Below are 20,157 nucleotides of genomic sequence, written 5' to 3'. Positions count from 1 at the left end.
GGTCTCGGGAAATTGTGGAAAACAATATTCGCAAGCTCCCAAAGCGCGACATAAAGCCGCTGCAAATAGTTGTTTTGTCACGGTTTTGACTTGTCCCCGTTTGCTGTGGAACTGGCTGTGAATAACGTGGGTGTAGCTGGCTGGAAGCCTCTGAATTCGTGGCTTTCAGCGTTGTGGTTGTTTTTTGAGCAGGCGCTTTTGCGCGTCTTGAGGCCGGATTTGTCAACTATTTTCTTGGGGTGAAACTGCTGCAAACGGGTGTGGGCAAGCCTGTGGATAAGTCTGTGGTTAAACTCTGGAAAGACTCGGCTGAAGGCCGTAGTTACTGGCTTGCGGCCACCGTCGGTTTGACCGGCTGGTCGAGAAAATGGCCATGGGCTACACGGCAGGACGACGAGGGTCAAGCGAAAAAGTTTTGTAATCCCTCGCTAAGCCTTGTGGATAGCGGCTTGCAGCATTTCGACTTGCCCCCGGAATGTGTGGATGGGGCTGTGGATAAGATGCGCGCACCTGGCTGCAAGCCACGGTTTACAAGGTTTTGCGTGGGGTGGTCGTTTTTTGTACAGGTTTGGCAGTGGTTGCCGCTGTGGACAAGGCCGGGCATGCTGCTTGCTGATTTTCTATTCCAATGGCTGACCCTCAGTCCAAGCAAGGAGAACACGATGTCCAACACCCTGTTTATTACCGGCGCGACCTCCGGTTTTGGTGAAGCCTGTGCCCGTCGTTTTGCCGAGGCCGGCTGGAAACTGGTGCTGACCGGTCGTCGTGAAGAACGCCTCAACGCACTGTGTGCCGAGCTGTCGAAGCAGACCGAGGTGCATGGCCTGGTGCTCGATGTGCGTGACCGCAAGGCCATGGAAGAAGCCATTGCCAACCTGCCACCCTCTTTCGCCAAGTTGCGCGGGCTGATCAACAATGCAGGCCTGGCCTTGGGAGCTGATCCGGCGCCCAAGTGCAGCCTGGACGACTGGGACACCATGGTCGATACCAACATCAAGGGCCTGATGTACAGCACGCGCTTGCTGCTCCCGCGCCTGATTGCCCACGGTCGTGGCGCCGGTATCGTCAACCTGGGTTCCGTCGCCGGCAATTATCCGTACCCGGGCAGCCATGTGTATGGCGGGACCAAGGCCTTCGTCCAGCAGTTCTCCCTGAGCCTGCGCTGTGATCTGCAAGGCACCGGCGTGCGGGTCAGCAACCTCGAGCCGGGTCTGTGCGAGAGCGAGTTTTCACTGGTGCGTTTTGGCGGTGATCAGGAGCGTTACAACGCCACCTACGCCGGTGCCGAACCGATCCAGCCGCAGGACATCGCCGACACCATTTTCTGGATTCTCAATGCCCCGGCACACATCAACATCAACAGCCTGGAGTTGATGCCGGTCAGCCAGAGTTGGGCCGGGTTTGCGATTGATCGCAGTGGTAGCAAGAACGCGTAACGGCTATTCGCGAGCAGGCTCGCTCCCACAGGGGGGCATTCCAATGTGGGAGTGAGCCTGCTCGCGAAAGCGATTTATTTATCAGCGCAGATAGTCGGCCAGCCCGCGATAACAGGTCGCCAGGTGATAAGGCGTGGTCGACGGCATATCCCGACGACTCACTTCGCCGTGCTCGTCACGGCACTCGTACCACCCGCCTGGGTGCAGCGATCGCTGCTGCAACGCCTGCAATTGACGCAATACCGTGGCTTCGCTGTCCGGGCGCAGCGTCAACGCGCGCAGGTACTCGGCCTGAGCCCAGATTCGCTGGGTAGCATCTCGAGAGCCGCCATTCGGCCCGAGGTCGAGCATGGCCCGCACGGCACCGGTCTGTTGATCTACACCTAATTGCTCGGTGAAGGCAAACGCGCGCTCCAGCGAAGCGTGCAGTTTCGAGCCGCGCAGCAAATCAGAAGACTCCAGCAGGAAATACCATTCGAACTGATGGCCCGGTTCAAACCAGTTATCCACAGCGCCCAGCGGTTTCTCCATCAACACGCCGTATTTCGGATCGATAAAACCCTTCTGCATGGCTGTGCATAACTCTACGAGCGCACGTTGTACGGCGAGGTCTTCGCGCACGGATAATGTGGCGAGGAAGGCTTCGGCCAAGTGCATCAACGGGTTCTGCAGCGGGCCGGTTTCCAGGGTGCTCCAGTCACGATCGAGGCAGGCTTCGTAGAGGCCGTCGCCAGTGGCGAAACGCCGTGCGATCACTTCCAGGGCGGCGTTGAGCACCGACTCCACCAGCGGCTCGCGGACTTTGTCCCAGTAATGGGCGCAGGCGAACAGGATGAAAGCGTGGGTGTAGAGGTCTTTGCGCTGATCCAGCGGCGCTCCGTGCGGATCGATGCTGTAGAACCAGCCGCCGTGCTCGGCGTCGTGAAAATGCCGTTGCAGGGAACGGAACAGGGCAGCGGCACGTTCTTCCGCGTTCGGTACCTGACCGATCAGGCTGGCGAAGAGATACAACTGCCGTGCGCAGGCCATGGCCCGGTAACGCTGCGGGGGCAGCGGCTGGTGTTCGGCGTCCAATGCCTCATAGGGCAACGCCATGTCGGCATTCCAGCCGGGTCCTTGCCAGAGTGGCACGATCACGTCCTGGAAGTGCTGTTGCACCGAAGTGAACAGAGCGGTCAGTTCAGGCTGGGAGGCGGAGCGAGGAACATGCGGCATTGGCTGGCGTCGTCACGGCAGGTTTGATTGCGCGACATGTTAGCAGGCCTGAGGGACGCGGTGTCTGTCAGGCCCTCTTCGCGAGCAAGCCACGCTCCCACAGGATTGCGGACAACACAAAACCTGTGGGAGCGTGGCTTGCCCGCGAAGAGGCCATTACAGGCGCTAGAGAATCAACCCGCCAACAACCAGACCCCAGTCGCCGCCGAAGCCGCGCCCGCCAGCCGAACCAGCGGGCCGCCGCTTGCGGCAAGACCCGCACCACGGCATAACCGACTGCATGCAACGCTGCCGTCGCCGCGACAAAACCTGCTGCATACGCCCAGGGGCTGGACATATCCGGCAGCTCCAACCCATGTGCCACGCCATGGAACAGCGCGAACAGCGCTGTTGCGGTAACTGCCATGCTAAGCGGCGGACGCACCGCCAGGGCCACCGCCAGACCCAACGCCAACACGGACGCGGCGATCCCGCTTTCCAGTGCCGGCAGGTTAAGGCCTTCAAAACCCAGCAGCCCGCCAAACAGCATGGTGCCGACAAAAGTGCACGGCAGCGCCCAACGCGCCGCGCCTTTCTGTTGCGCTGCCCACAGACCGACGGCGAGCATCGCCAGCAAGTGGTCGAGGCCGCCGATCGGATGGCTGATGCCGGCGATCAATCCATTGTCGCCATGACCCGGGTGGGCGAAGGCGATAGCCGGGGTCAACAGAAGGGCCAGGGCGCCCAGGATACGTTTCAGTGTCATGGATAAGCTTCCTTGTGAATAAGGGGTTCAGGCCGCGGTCAGCAGGCCCTGGCGTTCAATGAAGGCGATGATTTCTTCCAGGCCCTGACCGGTTTTCTGGTTGCTGAAGACGAACGGCTTGCCGTTGCGCATGCGCGTGGTGTCGCTGTCCATCAGGGTCAGCGACGCGCCTACCAGCGGCGCCAGGTCGATTTTGTTGATCACCAGCAAATCGGACTTGCAGATCCCCGGTCCGCCCTTGCGTGGCAGCTTGTCGCCGGCCGAAACGTCGATCACATAGATGGTCAGGTCCGACAGTTCAGGGCTGAAGGTCGCCGACAGGTTGTCGCCACCGGACTCCACCAGAATCAGATCCAGGCCGGGAAAACGGCGGTTCAGCTGATCCACGGCTTCGAGGTTGATCGAGGCGTCTTCGCGGATCGCCGTGTGCGGGCAGCCGCCGGTTTCCACGCCAATGATCCGCTCTGGCGCCAGAGCCTGGTTGCGCACCAGAAAATCGGCGTCTTCGCGGGTGTAGATATCGTTGGTCACGACGGCCAGGTTGTAGCGATCGCGCAGGGCCAGGCACAGGGCCAGGGTCAGGGCGGTTTTACCGGAGCCGACCGGACCGCCGATGCCGACGCGCAGGGGTTGTGTGTTCATGTGGTTCTCCAGAATAGAGCGGCCAAAACAAGGGGCCTAGGAACGAAACAGACGGCTGTACTGGCGCTCGTGGGCCATACACGCCAGGGACAGGCCGAAAGCGGCGCTGCCATAGTGTTCGGTGTTGATGGTGGTGGCGTTCTGCTGAGCTTGCTGCAACAACGGGAGCAATTCGCTGGTCAGGCGCTGGGCAGCTTGTTGGCCCAGTGGCAGGGTTTTCATCAATACCGCCAACTGGTTTTCCAGCCAGCTCCAGAGCCACGCGGCGAGTGCGTCCTGTGGACTGATCTGCCAGGCGCGGGCGGCCAGTGCCCAACCCAGGGCCAAGTGCGGTTCGGGGCGTTGTGCAAGAAAGGCGCGTGCCGTTGCGTCCAACTCCGGTAAACCGTAGAGCAGTTGTTGCAGGGAATAGCCCATCTGCCGGCTCTCCTGATGCAACTCACGGGTTTCCCGGCTGGCGCGGTGTTCTTCGCAGCGTTGTAGCAGTCCGCTCCAGTTTTCCTCGAAAGCGGCCATGCAATGGGCAAGCAGCAGCGGGGCTTCGAAGCGGGCGAGATTGAGCAGCAACTGATCGCTGATCCAGCGCCGCGCGCTGTCCGGATCGTGCACCCGACCGTTCTCCACCGCCATTTCCAGACCCTGCGAATAGCTGTAGCCGCCGATCGGCAATTGCGGACTGGCCAGACGCAGCAGCGCCCAGGCGGGGTTCATGGGCGCACGCCGAATTGGTGCAGTTTGGGCGGGTAGTTGAAGTCTTCATCGCCATGGCGCGAATGATGGTGGCCGCCGCCATAGGCGCCGTGCTCCGGCTGGAATGGCGCTTCGATGCTTTCGGCAGTGGCGCCAAGTTGTTCGAGCATGGCCTTGAGTACGTAATCATCGAGCAGGCGCAGCCAGCCGTCGCCAACCTGCAAGGCAACGTGGCGATTGCCCAGGTGATAGGCGGCTCGGGTCAATTCGAAAGCGTTGGCGCAGGTGACGTGCAGCAGCTGTTCCGGGCGGGCGCAAACGCGGACGATGCGCCCGTCTTCGGCTTGCAGGCATTCGCCGTCATACAGTGGCGATTGACCGCGCTCCAAAAACAAGCCGACGTCTTCACCTTCGGCACTGAAACAGCGCAAACGGCTTTTGCTCCGGGCTTCGAACGTCAGGTGCAACTCGGCGGCCCAGACGGGTTGAGGGTCGATTCTGCGATGAATCACCAGCATCGGAAAGCTTCCAGCAATGGACAATGCTCAGGCTAGAGCAAGGGGCTTGCCAACCGGGGTGGTGTGTAGGAAATGCCTGAGGGACGCGTAGGTCGAGGCTTGGTAGGGCGTGGGTTTGAGTGATGTCGGTGCAAAAGGATTTTGTATTGCACCAGCGTGAGGCGGTTTGGCTTTTCTGTGGGAGCGAGCCTGCTCGCGAATGGGGCAGGTCGGTTACCTTGATGGTGAGTGGACGACCGCTTTCGCGAGCAGGGAATTGTGTGCAGCCAGGAGGAGAGGCGGGTTACTCAGTGCTGCCGAGACCTTGCCAGTGCTTGAGGCCGATAAAGATAAACCGCAACTGCTGGGTAATCTTCGCCTGAGGCGTCAGATGTTCAGGCAATGCCTCGGCTGGCGGATCGATGATGTCCGGCAAGGTGGCGAACACGCTTTTAACGATCAGGTCCGCCATCACGCTCAGGTCGGCGATGTCCAGGTGTTGCAGCTTTGGCATCAGCGACAGGTCGGCAGCCAGGTCCGAGCTGATATCTTCGCGCAAACGGCCGATGGCCAGACGCACCGGGAGCGAACCGCCGTACTGCTCGCGGGCAAGAAACAGAAATTGCGAACGGTTGGCACTGACCACATCGAGAAAAATCCGCACCGACGCATCGATGATGCCGCCCATGACAAATTCGTTGTGCCGCACCAAACGGATGGTTTCACGGAAGGTCTGGCCGACCTCGCTGACCAGCACCAGGCCCAACTCATCCATATCGGCGAAATGCCGGTAGAAACCGGTCGGGACAATCCCGGCGGTTTTCGCCACTTCGCGCAGGCTCAGGCTGCCGAATCCTCGGCCACCTTCCATCAAGTGGCGGGCAGCGTCCATCAGGGCGTTGCGGGTTTGTTGCTTCTGTTCGGCGCGGGGCAGCATTGCAGGGGTGTTTTCTGAAGAAGGAGAGCGGCGCACTCTAGCAAATCAGCTTTGCCGGCGTCGAACGGGGATACGGCGTTCCAGTGGGGGAGGTATGGCGTCTATAAAGCGAGGAGCCAGAAAATCAAAAGCCCAATCCGGTGATTGGGCTTTTTTTCAGGGCCACCATGGGGTTAGCTCATGGTGCTGTTGCGTTCGATCACGCGGTCACCACCACCTTCGGCGAGGGTTTGACCTGGGGTGCGGTCCGAGCCGTCAGCGGCAACGGTTTGACCCTGAGGCGTCTGGTCGTAGCCGTCTTCAGCAACAGTCTGACCTTGTGGGGTCTGGTCGTAGCCGTCTTCGGCAACAGTTTGACCTTGTGGGGTTTGATCGTAGCCATCTTCGGTGATCAGGCCTTTTTCTTTCAGGCGATCGTTACCACCTTCGGCAAGGGTTTGGCCTGGAGTACGGTCGGAACCATCGGCGGCGACGGTTTGGCTGAATACCGAGTGGCTGTCTTTGACTTGCGGAGTAGCCTGGTCAGCGGCCGGCAGTGCGAAAGCAGTGCTGGCCAACATAGAGAGAGTAAGGCTGAGCAGTAACTGGCGTTTCATGATCGGGTGCTCCGTGGGAGGGCGATAAATTGGGTACGAAGGCAATGCTACTCTCGATAAGTCGATATAAAAGTTCATAAACGCAATGTTAATAATCAACGGAATTGATTGTTCTCTGCAGGCCTTGTAAACCGTGGCTTTGCGGTGCACCGAGGTGGGTATTTTCGACTCACTTGCGCCACGCAAAAGTGCGGGTGCGGTAACGCAGGGTAGGAAGGAAGGGCGACAATCGAGTGGTTGATTGCGGCAATATCGGTTTTTCGATTAAACCTGCGCGCGGTTTTCCAGTCGTAGATTCCATAGCGGGCCGGTTCTGGCCCAGCGTTTTTCATGTGCGTCGCAGTCCGGGCGCTCAGTCGTATCAGGAGCCCTGTGCAATGACGCGCACTCGTAAAACTCTCGCCTGGACCTTCACCAGCCTGGTTGTGCTGCTGGCGGTGCTGGTACTGATCATCGTGTTCTTTGATTGGAACCGGATCAAACCGTCGCTCAATGCCAAAGTTTCTGAAGAGTTGCACCGTCCATTCGCTATCAACGGCAACCTGGCGGTGGTCTGGCGCCGCGAGCTTGATGAGGGCGGCTGGCGAGCCTGGGTACCGTGGCCGCACGTGGTGGCCGAAGATTTGAGCCTGGGCAATCCGGACTGGTCGAAGGCGCCACAGATGGCCAGCCTCAAACGCGTCGAGCTGCGCATCTCACCCCTGGCCTTGCTGGCACAGCGTGTGGTGATTCCGCGTATCGACCTCACAGAACCCAATGCCGAACTGCAACGCCTGGCCGACGGCCGCGCCAACTGGATTTTCAAGTTCGATCCGAAAGACCCGAACGCCGAACCATCACCCTGGGTGATGGATATCGGTGCAATCGGTTTCGACAAAGGCCATGTCACCCTCGACGACCAAAGCCTCAAGACCCAGCTCGACGTGTTGATCGACCCGCTGGGCAAACCGGTTCCGTTCAGCGAGATTGTCGGCGACAAGACCGCGAAAGCCGCTCGGGAGAAAGGCGCATCACCGCAGGACTACGCCTTTGCCCTGAAGGTCAAAGGTCAGTATCACGGTCAGAAACTCGCGGGGCAGGGCAAAGTCGGAGGTCTGTTGGCCCTGCAGGACGCGGCGCGGCCGTTTCCGCTGCAGGCCCAGGTGAAGATCGCCGACACCAGCGTCGAACTGGCGGGTACCCTGACGGACCCGATGAACCTGGGTGCCCTGGACTTGCGCCTGAAGCTGGCCGGCAACAGCCTGGGCGATCTCTACCCGCTGACCGGCGTGACCCTGCCGGATACGCCGCCGTACGCCACCGACGGTCACCTGATAGCCCGGTTACATGAGCCGGGGGGCGCAGTCTTCCGCTATGAAGCGTTCAACGGCAAGATCGGCGCCAGCGATATCCATGGCAACTTGAGTTATGTCGCCAGCCAGCCGCGACCGAAGCTCAGTGGTTCACTGCTTTCCAATCAATTGCTGTTTACCGATCTGGCGCCGCTGATCGGCGCCGACTCCAATGCCAAGCAAAAGACCCGTGGCGCAGAGAGCAAGCAGCCGGCGGACAAGGTGCTGCCGGTCGAAGCGTTCAAGACCGAGCGCTGGCGCGATATGGACGCCGATGTCGAGTTCACCGGCAAACGCATCGTCCACAGTGAAAAACTGCCGTTCAACGACCTCTATACACACTTGGTGCTCACGGATGGCGTGCTTAGCCTCGAACCGCTGCGATTCGGCGTGGCGGGGGGCAAGCTGGACGCGCAAATTCGCCTGAACGGTCGCACTGACCCCCTGGAAGGCAACGCAAAGCTCACCGCGCGCGGTTTCAAGCTCAAGCAGTTGTTCCCGACCTTCGAGCCGATGAAAACCAGTTTCGGCGAGCTTAATGGTGATGCCGACATCACCGGGCGCGGCAATTCGGTGGCCAAATTGCTGGGCAGCGCCAATGGCAATCTGAAAATGCTGATCAACGATGGGGCGATCAGTCGCGAGTTGATGGAGCTGGCCGGGTTGAACGTCGGCAACTACGTAGTGGGCAGGATCTTTGGCGACAAGGAAGTGAAGATCAACTGCGCAGCGGCCGACTTCGACATCAAGAGCGGTCTGGCAACCACGCGGCTGTTCGTCTTCGACACCGAAAACGCCATTGTCTATGTCGATGGCACGGCGAACATGGCGACCGAGCAACTGGACCTGACCATTACCCCGGAATCCAAGGGTTGGCGTTTGATTTCATTGCGTTCACCGCTTTACGTGCGGGGCAAGTTCATCAAGCCCGATGCCGGGGTAAAAGCCGTACCCTTGATGTTGCGCGGCGCCGGGATGGTGGCGCTGGGGGTGATCGCGGCACCCGCGGCAGGGTTGCTGGCACTGGTGGCGCCGAGCGGCGGCGAGCCGAATCAGTGCGCGCCGTTGCTGGAGCAGATGAAAGCGGGCAAGGCGCCTAAGACGGTGAGAAACTGAGGTGGGTTGAAAATGCTTGATCACTGCCGCAGAACAAGTCCGAGAGCGATCAAGCATAAATTGCGGCAGATTCTCAGCCAGCAAGGGTAGGTGTTGGAACGTGCAGCACATCTGTGTTGATGTGATTGCCGATTTTTTTTATGACAGCGGCTCTGATTTTGTCGTACTCACGCGCATCCAGCGAACTCACCAATAACCACATGTTGGATTTTCCATCCTTGATGGAGCTGAGGACAGGCTGGTTCAGAACATCAGCGTTGATTCCATCATTTGCTTGAAATGCAATCCGCAGGCTAATGATGCTGGCATTGTTGCGAACAATGGTTAACCGGGTAGAAGTGGCTACCGGTGTCTGTTTTGAAGCGATGGCTTTGATTTTTACGCCTGGATCAAATGTATTGGTTCGAAGTTTATCCAGAATTATGTTGATAACAGGCGATTGGGTGGGCGGTTTACTTAGCTGCAAAAAGGCATTGAGTAATGCTTGTTTTTCGTCTTTTGTCAGGGAAACCTCTGCACATGTTTCCACTGCCTGTAACAGGCTTTTCGCGGAGAATTCGCAACGCTTCAACTCTCGGCTCTTCGTGATCCAGCCTAATTTGTTGACCGTGGATACATATTCGGACCACGAAAGTTCGCAGTGTGAGTGTTTCGACCCTGAAGCGAGGTCGCCCAACAGGCTGGAATGCAAAATGTCTTTTTTAAAGTCTTCGGTGTGGGTACCACAGAAAATAGTTATATTGCCTCTTATCAGGTAAATATCAAACGGGGATGTGTCCATGATGGCTGGGACTCTGGTTTGGTGTTTAAGTGTATTAGTTTGCAGTTTGTGTTGACTTAGAAGTTTAGCCCCTCAATAAAATCTTCAGCTTGCTTGCTGAATTTCCTATACAGCAGTTCGCGAATGCCAGAGAACACGCGGTTGTCCAGGTATGTCCGCACGGCCCCGGTCTTGATGGTGGTGGATTGCCTTGTGGATTTCCAGAACAGGACGCCACGGGTGCTTTCCCTTGCGTCGAGGGATATGCAGTTAAGGACCATGTTCGCTTGTCCGTTACCATCAACCCAAACGGGAGCGATGTCGAACTTGGCTTGTTTTCCAAGCTTGGAATTTCGATTAAAAATATCGATGGCTCGAGGATTTTTTTGTGCCGCCTCTACTGCCTGTTTGCCGACGTTTGCGAGGATTTGAGCACTATTTGCACCAATCAACCCCTTGGCAATTTCCAGGGCAACCTGATCCATCGTCAGTCCAACTCTTCGGATAGTGGTCTCTTGAATGTCCTTGGCTTGAATGATCCAGCCCAGCTTGCTCAAGCCAGTAACATAGTGTTTGTACCATTCAAATAACTGGGTGTCATTCGGATATAATCTATCTGCGTCCCTTTGCATTATTAGTTTGCAGATGTTGACATCCTCCATCAGTTGTTGCGAAACACCAGGCATAAACACATCGATTGTGCCAGGCAATGCGCTGGCGTTTGGTTTGTTTATATCGTATGCGGGCTGGTCTCCAGACGTGCCGGAGAATGCCCGTGGCATTGTGATCAGTGGTAACGATGGAAGGGAGTCGACAAATTCGAGTCGTTGTTCCAAAAACATGTGAGTAGTCCTTTACTTGATTGTGTAAGCAACCGGTTGGTTACGGTTTTAGATTAATTTTCTCCGATAAAAAGTCCATTTAAGGTTTGTGACTTTAAATATAGGTGAAGTGTTAGATGTTGAGTTGTTTTCTATCTATCAGGTTTTCGGGTTGTGTTTTTAATGGAGAGGTGCTCAATCTTTTATATCTAAATGTCGAGTGACTTATCTTTGAAGCTCAACGCACGGCCTGTCCCGAGCCAAGTGCTTCTTCTCGCAACCACGCAAAAAACGCTCGAACCGGAGGATGTCGCTCACGCCCCGGTACACAGAGTGCGCTGTATCCGGCGCCATCCACCTGCACATCGCCCCGATAAGGCACCAGCACACCGCTGGCAACGTTTTCGGATACCAGAATGTTGCTCGCCAGCACCAGACCTTGCCCGGCGATCGCTGCTTGCAGGGCGTAATGCTCTTCATCGTATTCACGCACGGCGGGCTGGCCGGTCAGCCAGGTCTCGCCAGCCTGTGCGCACCAGGCCTCCCAGCCGTGGGCATAGAGCTTGGAGTTGTGCCAGTGCACGCTGATCAGCGTTGGCGTGCGAGTGGTGGCCAGGCTCACTTGTTCTGGTGAGCCATAGACGCCGAAGGATTCGTCGAACAGGCACAATCCATACAGGTTCGGATAGTCATCGAGGCTGTAGCGCACCACCAGATCGACGCTGGCGTCCTGATGCAGATCGATGACTTCGCAATGGGTATCGAGACGCAGGCTGATGTTTGGATGGCGGGCGTAAAAGCGCCCCAGGCGAGGCACCAGCCACAGGGCGGCGAAGGCGGCGGTGGTGGAGATCGTCAGGTTCGTGCCGCTGCGTTGCGGGCGCAGGGTGTCGACGCTTTGCGCCACTTCCAGAAAAGCGCCATGCAGGCTGTGGAACAGCCGTTCGCCGCAGTCGGTCAGGCGTACCTGACGTGGCAAGCGTTCAAACAACGGCACGCCGAGCCACGTCTCCAGCGAGCGTATTTGATGGGACACCGCCGTCGGGGTCACCGACAGTTCTTCGGCGGCAGCCTTGAAGCTCAGCAGGCGTGAAGCGGATTCGAAGGCGCGCAGGGCGGTCAGCGGTAGCGAGGCAAACATTGAATGCTCCATGGATGAAATGGATTCATCCAGACTGATTTTTGTTCAGTTGAATAGGGGCAGCTGCGAGCTTCAAGCTGCAAGCCACAAGCAGTTTTAGTTTAGCTCCGAGGAGATTCAGATGAGTAAAATTCTTGCCATTCATGCCAGTCCACGTGGTGAGCGCTCGCACTCCCGACGTTTGTCCGAAGTGTTTTTGTCAGCCTGGCAGGCGCGTAATCCCCACGCACAGCTGACCCGCCGCGAAGTCGGGCGGGCGCTGATTCCGCCAGTCAATGAAGCCTTCGTGGCGGCCGCGTTCTACCCTGAACCCGATGCCCGGCCATTGTCGATGCAGGCCGACCTGGCGTTCAGCGATGAACTGGTCGGCGAGTTGCTGGACCATGACTTGCTGGTGATTTCCACGCCGATGCACAACTTCAGCGTCCCCAGCGGCTTGAAGGCCTGGATCGATCAGATCGTGCGGCTTGGGTTGACCTTCAATCACACGCTCGACAACGGTATCGCCCAATACGAACCGCTAGTGCGGGGCAAAAAAGCACTGATCATCACCAGTCGCGGCGGCTTCGGTTTTGGTCCGGGTGGCGAGCTGGAAGCCATGAATCACGCCGATCCCTTGTTGCGAACGGCATTGGGTTTTATTGGTATCACCGATGTCACAGTGGTCGCCGCCGAGGGCGAAGAGTCCGAGGCACGCACCTTCGAGGTTTCCGCCGCCGAGGCCGAACAGCGTTTGCTGGCGCTGGCCAGGGAGTTCTAGATGGCCTGGCTGTTCTTGCTGATCGCCGCCGGGTTCGAAGTCACCTTCGCCATGGGCATGAAGTACGCCGAGGGCTTCACCCGCCTGTGGCCGTCGCTGATCACCGTGGTGGCCGCAGTGGGCGGGGTGTACTTCCTGACACTGGCCATGCGCGAGTTGCCGGTGAGCATCGCCTACCCGATCTGGACTGCCATCGGTTCGTTGGGCACGGTATTTCTCGGGTTTGCGTTGCTGGGTGAAAGCCTGAGCGCGGTCAAGTTGCTCTCGGTCGGGCTGATCGTGGCGGGGGTAGTGGGGTTGAAGTAGGGTGGATGTCTTAAACTGGTCGTCGAGTTGTCATGTTCGCTGGCTTAGCTTGGCGGATGTCTTGCATCCCGCCTTGCTTCAACGCTCACTTACAACCCTCGATCACAAGGATGTTCGCCCATGTCGCAAGGTTTCGCCCCGCGCTATCCGTTGGTGCTGGTCCCGGGAATGCTCGGATTTGTGCGCTTGCTGCTGTATCCGTACTGGTACGGGATCATTTCCGCGCTGCGCCAGGGCGGTGCAGTGGTGTTTGCGGTGCAGGTCTCGCCGCTCAACTCCAACGAGGTGCGCGGTGAGCAGTTGCTGGCGCGGATAGAAGAGATTTTGCGCGAAACCGGGGCCGAGAAGGTCAATTTGATAGGCCATAGCCAGGGTTCGCTGACGGCTCGGTATGCTGCCGCCAAGCGACCCGACCAGGTCGCGTCGGTGACGTCGGTGGCGGGGCCGAATCATGGTTCGGAACTCGCCGACTACCTGCACAAACATTATCCACATGACAGTGTCCGTGGCCGGCTGCTGAGTTCTTTGCTGCGTCTGATCGGCGCGTTGATGAGCCTGCTGGAAACCGGGTATCGCGGACCGAAACTGCCTGTGGATATCCACGCGTCCCACCACTCACTCACCACCGAAGGCGTGGCGCTGTTCAATCAGCGTTATCCACAAGGGCTGCCCGAGACCTGGGGCGGGCAGGGGGCGGAAGAGGTCAATGGCGTGCGTTATTACTCCTGGTCTGGCATTTTGCAGCCGGGCAAGACCAATCGCGGACTCAACCTGCTCGATGGCACCAACCGCAGTTGCCGGCTGTTCGCCAGGACCTTTGTGCGCGAAGCCGGGCATTGCGACGGGATGGTCGGACGCTACAGCTCGCATCTGGGGACGGTGATTGGCGATGATTACCCGCTGGACCACTTCGACATCGTCAATCAGTCGTTGGGGTTGGTGGGAAAGGGGGCCGAGCCGGTGAGGCTGTTTGTCGAACATGCGGCGAGGCTTGAAGCGGCAGGGCTTTAGACCGCCTGTGGCGAGGGAGCTTGCTCCCGCTGGGCTGCGTAGCAGCCCCAAATCCTGTCACTCGACTTCCTCTGACACATCGCAGCGTTTGATTTTGCGGCGGCTGCGCCGCCGAACGGGAGCAAGCTCCCTCGCCACAACGGTTATGCCCGCCCTAATACCGTGGTCCAGCGCTCGGAAAGAATCACCCCACCCAAGGTCAACATTCCGCCCACCAGGTGATACATCGCCAATTGCTCATGCAACACCAGCGCCGCAATCAAGGCAGTCATCACCGGCAGCAAATTGAAAAACAGCGTGGTCCGGCTCGGCCCCAGACGCACCACGGCCTGCATCCACGCCAGCGGCGCCAGCATCGAAGCCAGCAAGCAGGCGTACAGCACCAGCGGCATGTTCTGCAGGGTCAGGCCGGTCTTCGGTGAAGCGAGGAATAACGGAAACAGCACCACCACCGCCACCAGTACCTGCAAATACAATAAAACCAGCGGCGGTAATTTCAGCTGCCATTTCTTCAGCAGTGTGCTGTACACCGCATAGGCCAGCGTGGCGACCAGCATCATCGCGTCACCCAGGTTTACCCCGTGCTCCAACAGCACGTCGAGGCTGCCGGAGGAGACCACCACCAAGACTCCGGCGAACGACAGGACTGCACCCGCCAGTGCGCCGGCGGTCAGGCGCTGGCCGAGGCTGATGATCGCCATGGCCAGCGACATCAGCGGCATCAGGGACAGAATGATGCCCATGTTGGTGGCCGTGGTCAGGGCCGCGGCGAAGTACGCCAGGCTCTGATAGACCGCCATGCCCAGCACGCCGAGAATGAAAATCTTGCCCAGGTGCGGTCGGATTGCCGGCCAGTGGGCGATCACCGGTTTGAGCATGAAGGGTGTGAACAGCAGTCCGGCGAGCAGCCAGCGGTAAAAACCGATCTCCGCGGGGAAGATCGCCCCGGCAGACATTTTCGTGATCACGGTGTTGCCGGCCCAGATAAAAATGGCCAGCAGGGGATAAGCGTATTGCATCGGGGAAAACCAGAACGTTAATGAGGGCCAATTATCCTCTGTCCGGATACAAGCCTATACTTCGATCCAGACAACCCACCCTTGATTCCGGACAGCATGACCAGTCAACACATCGACCTGCTGGATTTCAGCGAACTGCCGGCCCCGGTTTACTTCCGCTACGCCGATTTTGATGCGCACCGCTTCGCTTCAGCGCACCGGCATCCGTGGGGCACCCTGGAATATTCGGCCTATGGTGTGCTCCACATGGAGATCGGTGGCAGCCGCTTCATGTCACCGCCGCAATACGCCGTGTGGGTGCCACCCGAGACCGAGCACAGCTTCTACAGCAACCAGCCGATCAACTATCGCGCGGTCTGCCTCGCGCCGGTCCTTTGCCGTGATCTGCCATCGCAAGCCTGCACCCTGGCCATCAGCGACATACTCAAGGCCATCCTCAAGGATTTCGCCGCCCGTGATGTGAAAATTCCCGAGCGCGACGCGGACCAGCGCCTGGCCCAGGTGTTGGTGGATCAGCTGCAACAGGCCCCCGTGCATGAGTGCTACCTCCCCTACGCCAGCAGTACCGGTTTGCTTGGCATTCTCGAAGCCCTGCAGAAAGAGCCTGGCGATAACCGGCCATTGGCGGATTGGGCGGCGCACATTCATGTGAGCGAGCGCACCCTGGCACGGCAGTTTGTCCGAGAGTTGGGCATGAGCTTCGGCGAGTGGCGCCAGCGCCTGCGGTTTCTCGCCGCCCTCGAAGCGCTGGACAGCCATCGCAGCATTCAGGAAATCGCCTTCGACATGGGCTACAGCACAGGCTCGGCGTTCATTGCGATGTTCCAGCGCCAGGCCGGATGCACGCCGGAGCAGTATCGACGCAGCCATTTGGAGAGCAGGAAGGTGTAACGGCTGTTGACTACACTGCACTGCGAGGCCGTTCCCCTCGGTGCGGCAACAAGGAGAAAACTCCATGAAGATGTTGCGTGCCCCTTTGTTGATGATCGGTTTGCTGCTCTGCGCCCAGGGCTTTGCCGCCACTGAACAACAGAACAAGATGACCACCTGCAACGCCGACGCTACCGCAAAAAGCCTCAAGGGCGACGAGCGCAAGGCCTTCATGAGCAATTGCCTCAAGGCGGCACCGGCAGCAAACGATGCCGGTAAAGCCCTGACTCCGCAGCAAGAGAAAATGAAAACCTGCAATGCCGACGCGGCGACCAAGGCCCTCAAGGGCGATGCGCGCAAGGCGTTCATGAGTGAGTGCCTGAAGAAAAAATAGGCATTGATCGGGGTTCTGTGGTGGTTGAGAGGGCCTCTTCGCGAGCAGGCTCGCTCCCACAGTGGATGTGTGTTCATAGGACAAATGTGGGAGCGAGCCTGCTCGCGAAGGGGCCGGTAAGGGCGCTGCAAATCTTGATCGGAACCCCGACCAGGGTCGTCCCACACAATCTCTAGTGCTGACACCGGATCGCTGGCAGACTGCCAATCCTTTTACGCCGTTCGTTTTGAGGCTGTATGCCAACGTTTTCTCAGCGTCAAGTGTTGCTGGTCATCAGCTGGGTCATCATTTTCGGCGGGTTGCTGCTGGTGATTCCACTGCGGTTGTTGCCCAGTCTGTTGGCCGGGTTGCTGGTGTTCGAGCTGGTGAACATGCTCACCCCGCAGTTGCAACGGCTGATCGAAGGTCGGCGCGCGCGCTGGCTCGCGGTGGCATTGTTAGGGACTTTGATTGTCAGTGTCCTGGCGCTGATCTTTGCCGGTGCCTTCAGCTTTCTGCTGCACGAGGCGGAAAACCCCGGCGCTTCTCTCGACAAGTTCATGGGCGTGGTCGACCGCGCTCGCGGGCAACTGCCACCCTTCATCGACGCCTACCTGCCGGCCAGTGCCGCCGAGTTTCGTGTGGCGATTGGCGAGTGGATCAGTAAACACCTCAGTGACTTGCAGCTGGTAGGCAAGGACGCGGCACACATGTTTGTGACGCTGTTGATCGGCATGGTACTCGGCGCGATCATTGCCTTGCAGCGCGTGCCGGACCTGACCAAGCGCAAGCCTTTAGCCGCCGCGTTGTTCGATCGTCTGCACCTGCTGGTCCAGGCCTTTCGCAACATCGTGTTCGCGCAGATCAAGATTTCCCTGCTCAACACCTTCTTCACCGGGATCTTCCTGGCCGTTGTGCTGCCGATGCTCGGCATCAAGCTGCCGTTGACCAAGACCCTGATCGTCCTGACCTTCCTGCTCGGCCTGTTGCCGGTGATCGGCAACTTGATGTCGAACACCCTGATCACCATCGTCGGCCTGTCGCTGTCGATCTGGGTGGCTGTGGCGGCGCTGGGTTACCTGATCGTGATCCACAAGTTGGAGTACTTTCTCAACGCGCGCATCGTCGGCGGGCAGATCAGTGCCAAGTCGTGGGAGTTGCTGTTGGCGATGCTGGTGTTCGAAGCCGCGTTCGGCCTGCCGGGAGTGGTGGCGGGGCCGATTTACTATGCGTACCTGAAGAGCGAGTTGAAGCAGGTGGGGATGATCTAGAGGCAGCTACAAGCTACAAGCGGCAAGTAAAAGCAGGAGCGGACACGGTCTGCTCTTTGCCCTTACTTGAAGCTTGCAGCTTGAAGCTCGCAGCTGCTCCTCAGCCGTAGCGCTTCGCCGCTTCAATGGCCAAACCACTACCAATGCTGCCAAAGATGTTCCCTTCCACATGCCGCGCATTCGGCAGCATGGCCGAGATGCTGTTACGCAGCGCCGGAATCCCGCTCGAACCACCCGTGAAGAAAACCGTGTCCACCTGACCGACCTGCACGTTGGCATCGGCCAGCAACTGGCTCACGCTGTTGCGCACGCGTTCCAGCAGATTGTCGATGGCCGATTCGAACAGCGCACGGGTCAGCTCCACGCTCAAACCGGCTTCGATGCGATCCAGTGGCACATGACGGCTGTCGCAATAGGTCAACTCGATCTTGGTTTCTTCCGTCAGCATGGCCAGCCAGTGCCCGGCGCGCTGTTCGATCAGCTTGAACAGGCGGTCGATGCCTCCGGTGTCTTCGATGTCGTAGCGCATGCTCCCCAACGCCAGTTGCGACTTCTGCGAATACACCGAGTTGATGGTGTGCCAGGTCGCCAGGTTCATGTGGTGGCTGGTGGGCATGTAGGCGCCACTCTTCATCCGGCTGCCATAGCCGAACAGCGGCATCAGGCCTTGCAGGCTCAGTTGCTTGTCGAAATCGGTCCCGCCGATGTGCACACCGCCAGTGGCCAGGATGTCTTCGTGACGGTTATCCACACCCCGACGCTCGGGCGACAGGCGCACCAGGGAGAAGTCGGACGTACCGCCGCCGATGTCGACGATCAGCACCAGCTCTTCTTTCTCGATGGTCGACTCGTAGTCGAAAGCAGCCGCTATCGGTTCGAACTGGAACGAGACTTCCTTGAAGCCGATCTTGCGCGCCACATCCACCAGGGTGTCTTCGGCTTCCTTGTCCGCCATTGGATCATCATCGACAAAGAACACCGGGCGGCCCAGCACCACTTCTTCGAATTCCCGACCGGCGGCGGCTTCGGCGCGGCTCTTGAGTTGGCCGATAAACAGCCCGAGCAGGTCCTTGAACGGCATCGCCGTGTCCAGGACGCTGGTGTCGTGCTTGATCAACTTGGAACCCAGCAGGCTCTTGAGCGAGCGCATCAGGCGGCCTTCGTAGCCTTCCAGGTACTCGTGCAGCGCCAGCCGGCCGTACACCGGGCGGCGTTCTTCCAGGTTGAAGAAGACCACCGAGGGCAGGGTGATCTTGTCGTCCTCCAGCGCGATCAGCGTTTCCATGCCGGGGCGCAGCCAGCCGACGGTGGAGTTGGATGTGCCAAAGTCGATACCCACGGCACGGGCTGGAGATGCGTTTTTCATGTCTTTCGAGTTCCGGTTAAAAAACGGCCGCGCAGTGTATGCCAGTGCGGCACAGAATCGAAGGCCGGTTATCTGCTAAATCTTGCCGTTCAACGCTTGAAAGAAGTGGCATCACCCCCAAACTACCCTGCATCAACCGGACAGCCCCGAGGCGAGCACAAGTCGCCCCGCTCGCTGCCGATAAACTTCTGATGCGCCGCCCGGTCACAACCTTGAGATCGGTCAACCCCTGCGCTGCAATCAAGCGCATGCTGTGGCAGGTGGCGCGATTTCGATAACGGATGGTGATTCCCGCGATGGACTTCAAAGACTATTACAAGATTCTCGGTGTGGAGCCGACGGCGGACGACAAGGCGATCAAGGCCGCCTATCGCAAGCTGGCGCGCAAATACCACCCCGACGTCAGCAAGGAAAAGGACGCCGAATCCAGGTTCAAGGACGCGTCCGAAGCCTATGAAGCGCTGAAAAGCGCCGACAAACGCGCCGAATACGACGACCTGCGCCGCTACGGCCAGCATGGCCAGCCATTCCAGGGACCACCGGGCTGGCAGAGCCGTGGCGGTTTCGGCGGCGGTGGCCAGGACACTGGCGACTTCTCGGACTTCTTCAGTTCGATCTTCGGTAATCGTGGCCCCGGTTTCGGTGGTGGTGGACAGTCGCGTCGCAGCACCGGGCGTCGAGGGCAAGACGTGGAAATGGAACTGGGGGTTTTCCTCGAAGAAACCCTGTCGAACGAATCGAAGAAGGTCACCTTTCAGGTACCGCAATACAACGCGGCCGGCCAGCACGTCAGCAACACCCCTAAAAGCCTGAACGTGAAGATCCCCGCCGGCGTGACCGACGGCGAGCGCATCCGCCTCAAGGACCAGGGCGCACCGGGCGTGGGTGGTGGTGCCAACGGCGATCTGTACCTGACGATTCGTTTTGCGCCGCACCCGAAATTCGACGTCGAAGGCGAGAACCTGATCATCACGCTGCCGCTGGCACCGTGGGAGCTGGCGTTGGGCACTGAAGTCGCGGTGCCGACCCTGACCGGCAAGATCAACCTCAAGGTCCCGGCCGGCAGCCAGAACGGCCAGCGCATGCGCGCCAAGGGCCACGGCTTGTTGAACAAGTCGGGCGAGCGGGGCTACCTGTTCGTGCAACTGAAGGCCGTCATGCCGAAGAAATCCGACGACGACATCAAGGCCTTGTGGCAGGAACTGGCGAAAAAAGCCGCGTTCGACCCCAGAGAAAATTTCTGATCCCAGACAT

General features: G+C 59.0%; 20 protein-coding genes and 1 pseudogene. 9 read left to right on the top strand and 12 right to left on the bottom strand.

Annotated features, from left to right (window positions below):
- Positions 1–662: 662 nt before the first annotated feature.
- Positions 663–1,436 carry an SDR family oxidoreductase gene (locus CKW21_RS00640; RefSeq protein WP_095192470.1) on the top strand — a complete coding sequence of 258 codons (774 nt, stop codon included), beginning with the start codon at positions 663–665 and terminating at the stop codon, positions 1,434–1,436.
- A gap of 81 nt (positions 1,437–1,517) precedes the next feature.
- Here the strand turns inward: CKW21_RS00640 and CKW21_RS00635 are convergent, their stop codons facing one another.
- From CKW21_RS00635 to CKW21_RS00605, 7 genes and pseudogenes are all read right to left on the bottom strand, one after another.
- Positions 1,518–2,651 carry an AGE family epimerase/isomerase gene (locus CKW21_RS00635; RefSeq protein ID WP_095192102.1) on the bottom strand — a complete coding sequence of 378 codons (1,134 nt, stop codon included), beginning with the start codon at positions 2,649–2,651 and terminating at the stop codon, positions 1,518–1,520.
- A 173-nt stretch (positions 2,652–2,824) separates the two neighbouring features.
- Positions 2,825–3,396, bottom strand: a pseudogene (locus CKW21_RS00630) (HupE/UreJ family protein).
- 27 nt (positions 3,397–3,423) lie between these two features.
- A complete protein-coding gene (gene ureG / locus CKW21_RS00625) occupies positions 3,424–4,038 on the bottom strand; it encodes an urease accessory protein UreG (protein ID WP_077045358.1) in 615 nt (204 codons plus the stop codon).
- Between the two features lie 36 nt (positions 4,039–4,074).
- Positions 4,075–4,749, bottom strand: a complete 675-nt coding sequence (locus tag CKW21_RS00620; protein WP_095192101.1) for an urease accessory protein UreF — start codon at positions 4,747–4,749, stop codon at positions 4,075–4,077.
- The gene (gene ureE, locus CKW21_RS00615) at positions 4,746–5,246 is read right to left on the bottom strand and encodes an urease accessory protein UreE (RefSeq protein ID WP_095192100.1); all 501 of its coding nucleotides are present in this window, start codon (positions 5,244–5,246) and stop codon (positions 4,746–4,748) included. The genes CKW21_RS00620 and ureE overlap by 4 nt, the downstream gene beginning before the upstream one ends.
- A gap of 283 nt (positions 5,247–5,529) precedes the next feature.
- Positions 5,530–6,162, bottom strand: a complete 633-nt coding sequence (locus CKW21_RS00610; RefSeq protein ID WP_095192099.1) for a TetR family transcriptional regulator — start codon at positions 6,160–6,162, stop codon at positions 5,530–5,532.
- A 173-nt stretch (positions 6,163–6,335) separates the two neighbouring features.
- Positions 6,336–6,758, bottom strand: a complete 423-nt coding sequence (locus CKW21_RS00605) for a hypothetical protein (protein WP_095192098.1) — start codon at positions 6,756–6,758, stop codon at positions 6,336–6,338.
- A 377-nt stretch (positions 6,759–7,135) separates the two neighbouring features.
- Here CKW21_RS00605 and CKW21_RS00600 point away from each other — a divergent pair, with 377 nt between their 5' ends.
- Positions 7,136–9,205, top strand: coding sequence for an AsmA family protein (locus tag CKW21_RS00600; protein WP_095192097.1), 2,070 nt, complete (start codon positions 7,136–7,138; stop codon positions 9,203–9,205).
- Between the two features lie 73 nt (positions 9,206–9,278).
- Here CKW21_RS00600 and CKW21_RS00595 read toward each other — a convergent pair whose 3' ends face one another.
- From CKW21_RS00595 to CKW21_RS00585, 3 genes are all read right to left on the bottom strand, one after another.
- A complete protein-coding gene (locus tag CKW21_RS00595; RefSeq protein WP_095192096.1) occupies positions 9,279–9,986 on the bottom strand; it encodes a hypothetical protein in 708 nt (235 codons plus the stop codon).
- Positions 9,987–10,042: 56 nt separating this feature from the next.
- Entirely contained in the window at positions 10,043–10,807 is a 765-nt protein-coding gene (locus tag CKW21_RS00590) for a hypothetical protein (RefSeq protein WP_095192095.1), read from the bottom strand.
- Between the two features lie 217 nt (positions 10,808–11,024).
- Positions 11,025–11,939, bottom strand: a complete 915-nt coding sequence (locus CKW21_RS00585; protein ID WP_170948604.1) for a LysR substrate-binding domain-containing protein — start codon at positions 11,937–11,939, stop codon at positions 11,025–11,027.
- A gap of 109 nt (positions 11,940–12,048) precedes the next feature.
- Here CKW21_RS00585 and CKW21_RS00580 point away from each other — a divergent pair, with 109 nt between their 5' ends.
- From CKW21_RS00580 to CKW21_RS00570, 3 genes are all read left to right on the top strand, one after another.
- Positions 12,049–12,687 (top strand): FMN-dependent NADH-azoreductase, encoded by a 639-nt coding sequence (locus CKW21_RS00580; RefSeq protein ID WP_095192093.1) that lies wholly within the window; start codon positions 12,049–12,051, stop codon positions 12,685–12,687.
- Complete coding sequence (locus tag CKW21_RS00575; RefSeq protein ID WP_095192092.1) at positions 12,688–12,993, top strand: multidrug efflux SMR transporter; 306 nt, start codon at positions 12,688–12,690, stop codon at positions 12,991–12,993.
- Positions 12,994–13,113: 120 nt separating this feature from the next.
- The gene (locus CKW21_RS00570) at positions 13,114–14,004 is read left to right on the top strand and encodes a triacylglycerol lipase (protein WP_095192091.1); all 891 of its coding nucleotides are present in this window, start codon (positions 13,114–13,116) and stop codon (positions 14,002–14,004) included.
- A 143-nt stretch (positions 14,005–14,147) separates the two neighbouring features.
- Here the strand turns inward: CKW21_RS00570 and CKW21_RS00565 are convergent, their stop codons facing one another.
- Complete coding sequence (locus CKW21_RS00565; protein ID WP_095192090.1) at positions 14,148–15,023, bottom strand: DMT family transporter; 876 nt, start codon at positions 15,021–15,023, stop codon at positions 14,148–14,150.
- A gap of 96 nt (positions 15,024–15,119) precedes the next feature.
- Between CKW21_RS00565 and CKW21_RS00560 the strand changes: the two genes are divergently transcribed.
- The 3 genes from CKW21_RS00560 to CKW21_RS00550 all read left to right on the top strand — a co-directional run bounded on the left by CKW21_RS00560 (position 15,120) and on the right by CKW21_RS00550 (position 17,537).
- On the top strand, positions 15,120–15,914 hold the full coding sequence (locus CKW21_RS00560; RefSeq protein WP_095192089.1) for a helix-turn-helix transcriptional regulator: 795 nt from the start codon (positions 15,120–15,122) through the stop codon (positions 15,912–15,914).
- 64 nt (positions 15,915–15,978) lie between these two features.
- Positions 15,979–16,287: a PsiF family protein gene (locus CKW21_RS00555; RefSeq protein WP_095192088.1), complete on the top strand. Its 309-nt coding sequence runs from the start codon at positions 15,979–15,981 to the stop codon at positions 16,285–16,287.
- Between the two features lie 236 nt (positions 16,288–16,523).
- On the top strand, positions 16,524–17,537 hold the full coding sequence (locus CKW21_RS00550) for an AI-2E family transporter (protein ID WP_095192087.1): 1,014 nt from the start codon (positions 16,524–16,526) through the stop codon (positions 17,535–17,537).
- Positions 17,538–17,637: 100 nt separating this feature from the next.
- Here the strand turns inward: CKW21_RS00550 and CKW21_RS00545 are convergent, their stop codons facing one another.
- Positions 17,638–18,903, bottom strand: a complete 1,266-nt coding sequence (locus tag CKW21_RS00545) for an Hsp70 family protein (RefSeq protein ID WP_095192086.1) — start codon at positions 18,901–18,903, stop codon at positions 17,638–17,640.
- A gap of 296 nt (positions 18,904–19,199) precedes the next feature.
- Here CKW21_RS00545 and CKW21_RS00540 point away from each other — a divergent pair, with 296 nt between their 5' ends.
- Positions 19,200–20,147, top strand: a complete 948-nt coding sequence (locus CKW21_RS00540) for a DnaJ C-terminal domain-containing protein (protein ID WP_095192085.1) — start codon at positions 19,200–19,202, stop codon at positions 20,145–20,147.
- Positions 20,148–20,157 lie beyond the last annotated feature (10 nt).

Source organism: Pseudomonas sp. Irchel 3A7 (genome assembly GCF_900187565.1).
Taxonomy (GTDB): Bacteria; Pseudomonadota; Gammaproteobacteria; order Pseudomonadales; family Pseudomonadaceae; genus Aquipseudomonas.
The sequence above is the reverse complement of the archived record's forward strand: the minus strand, read 5'-3'. Positions and strand labels throughout refer to the sequence as shown.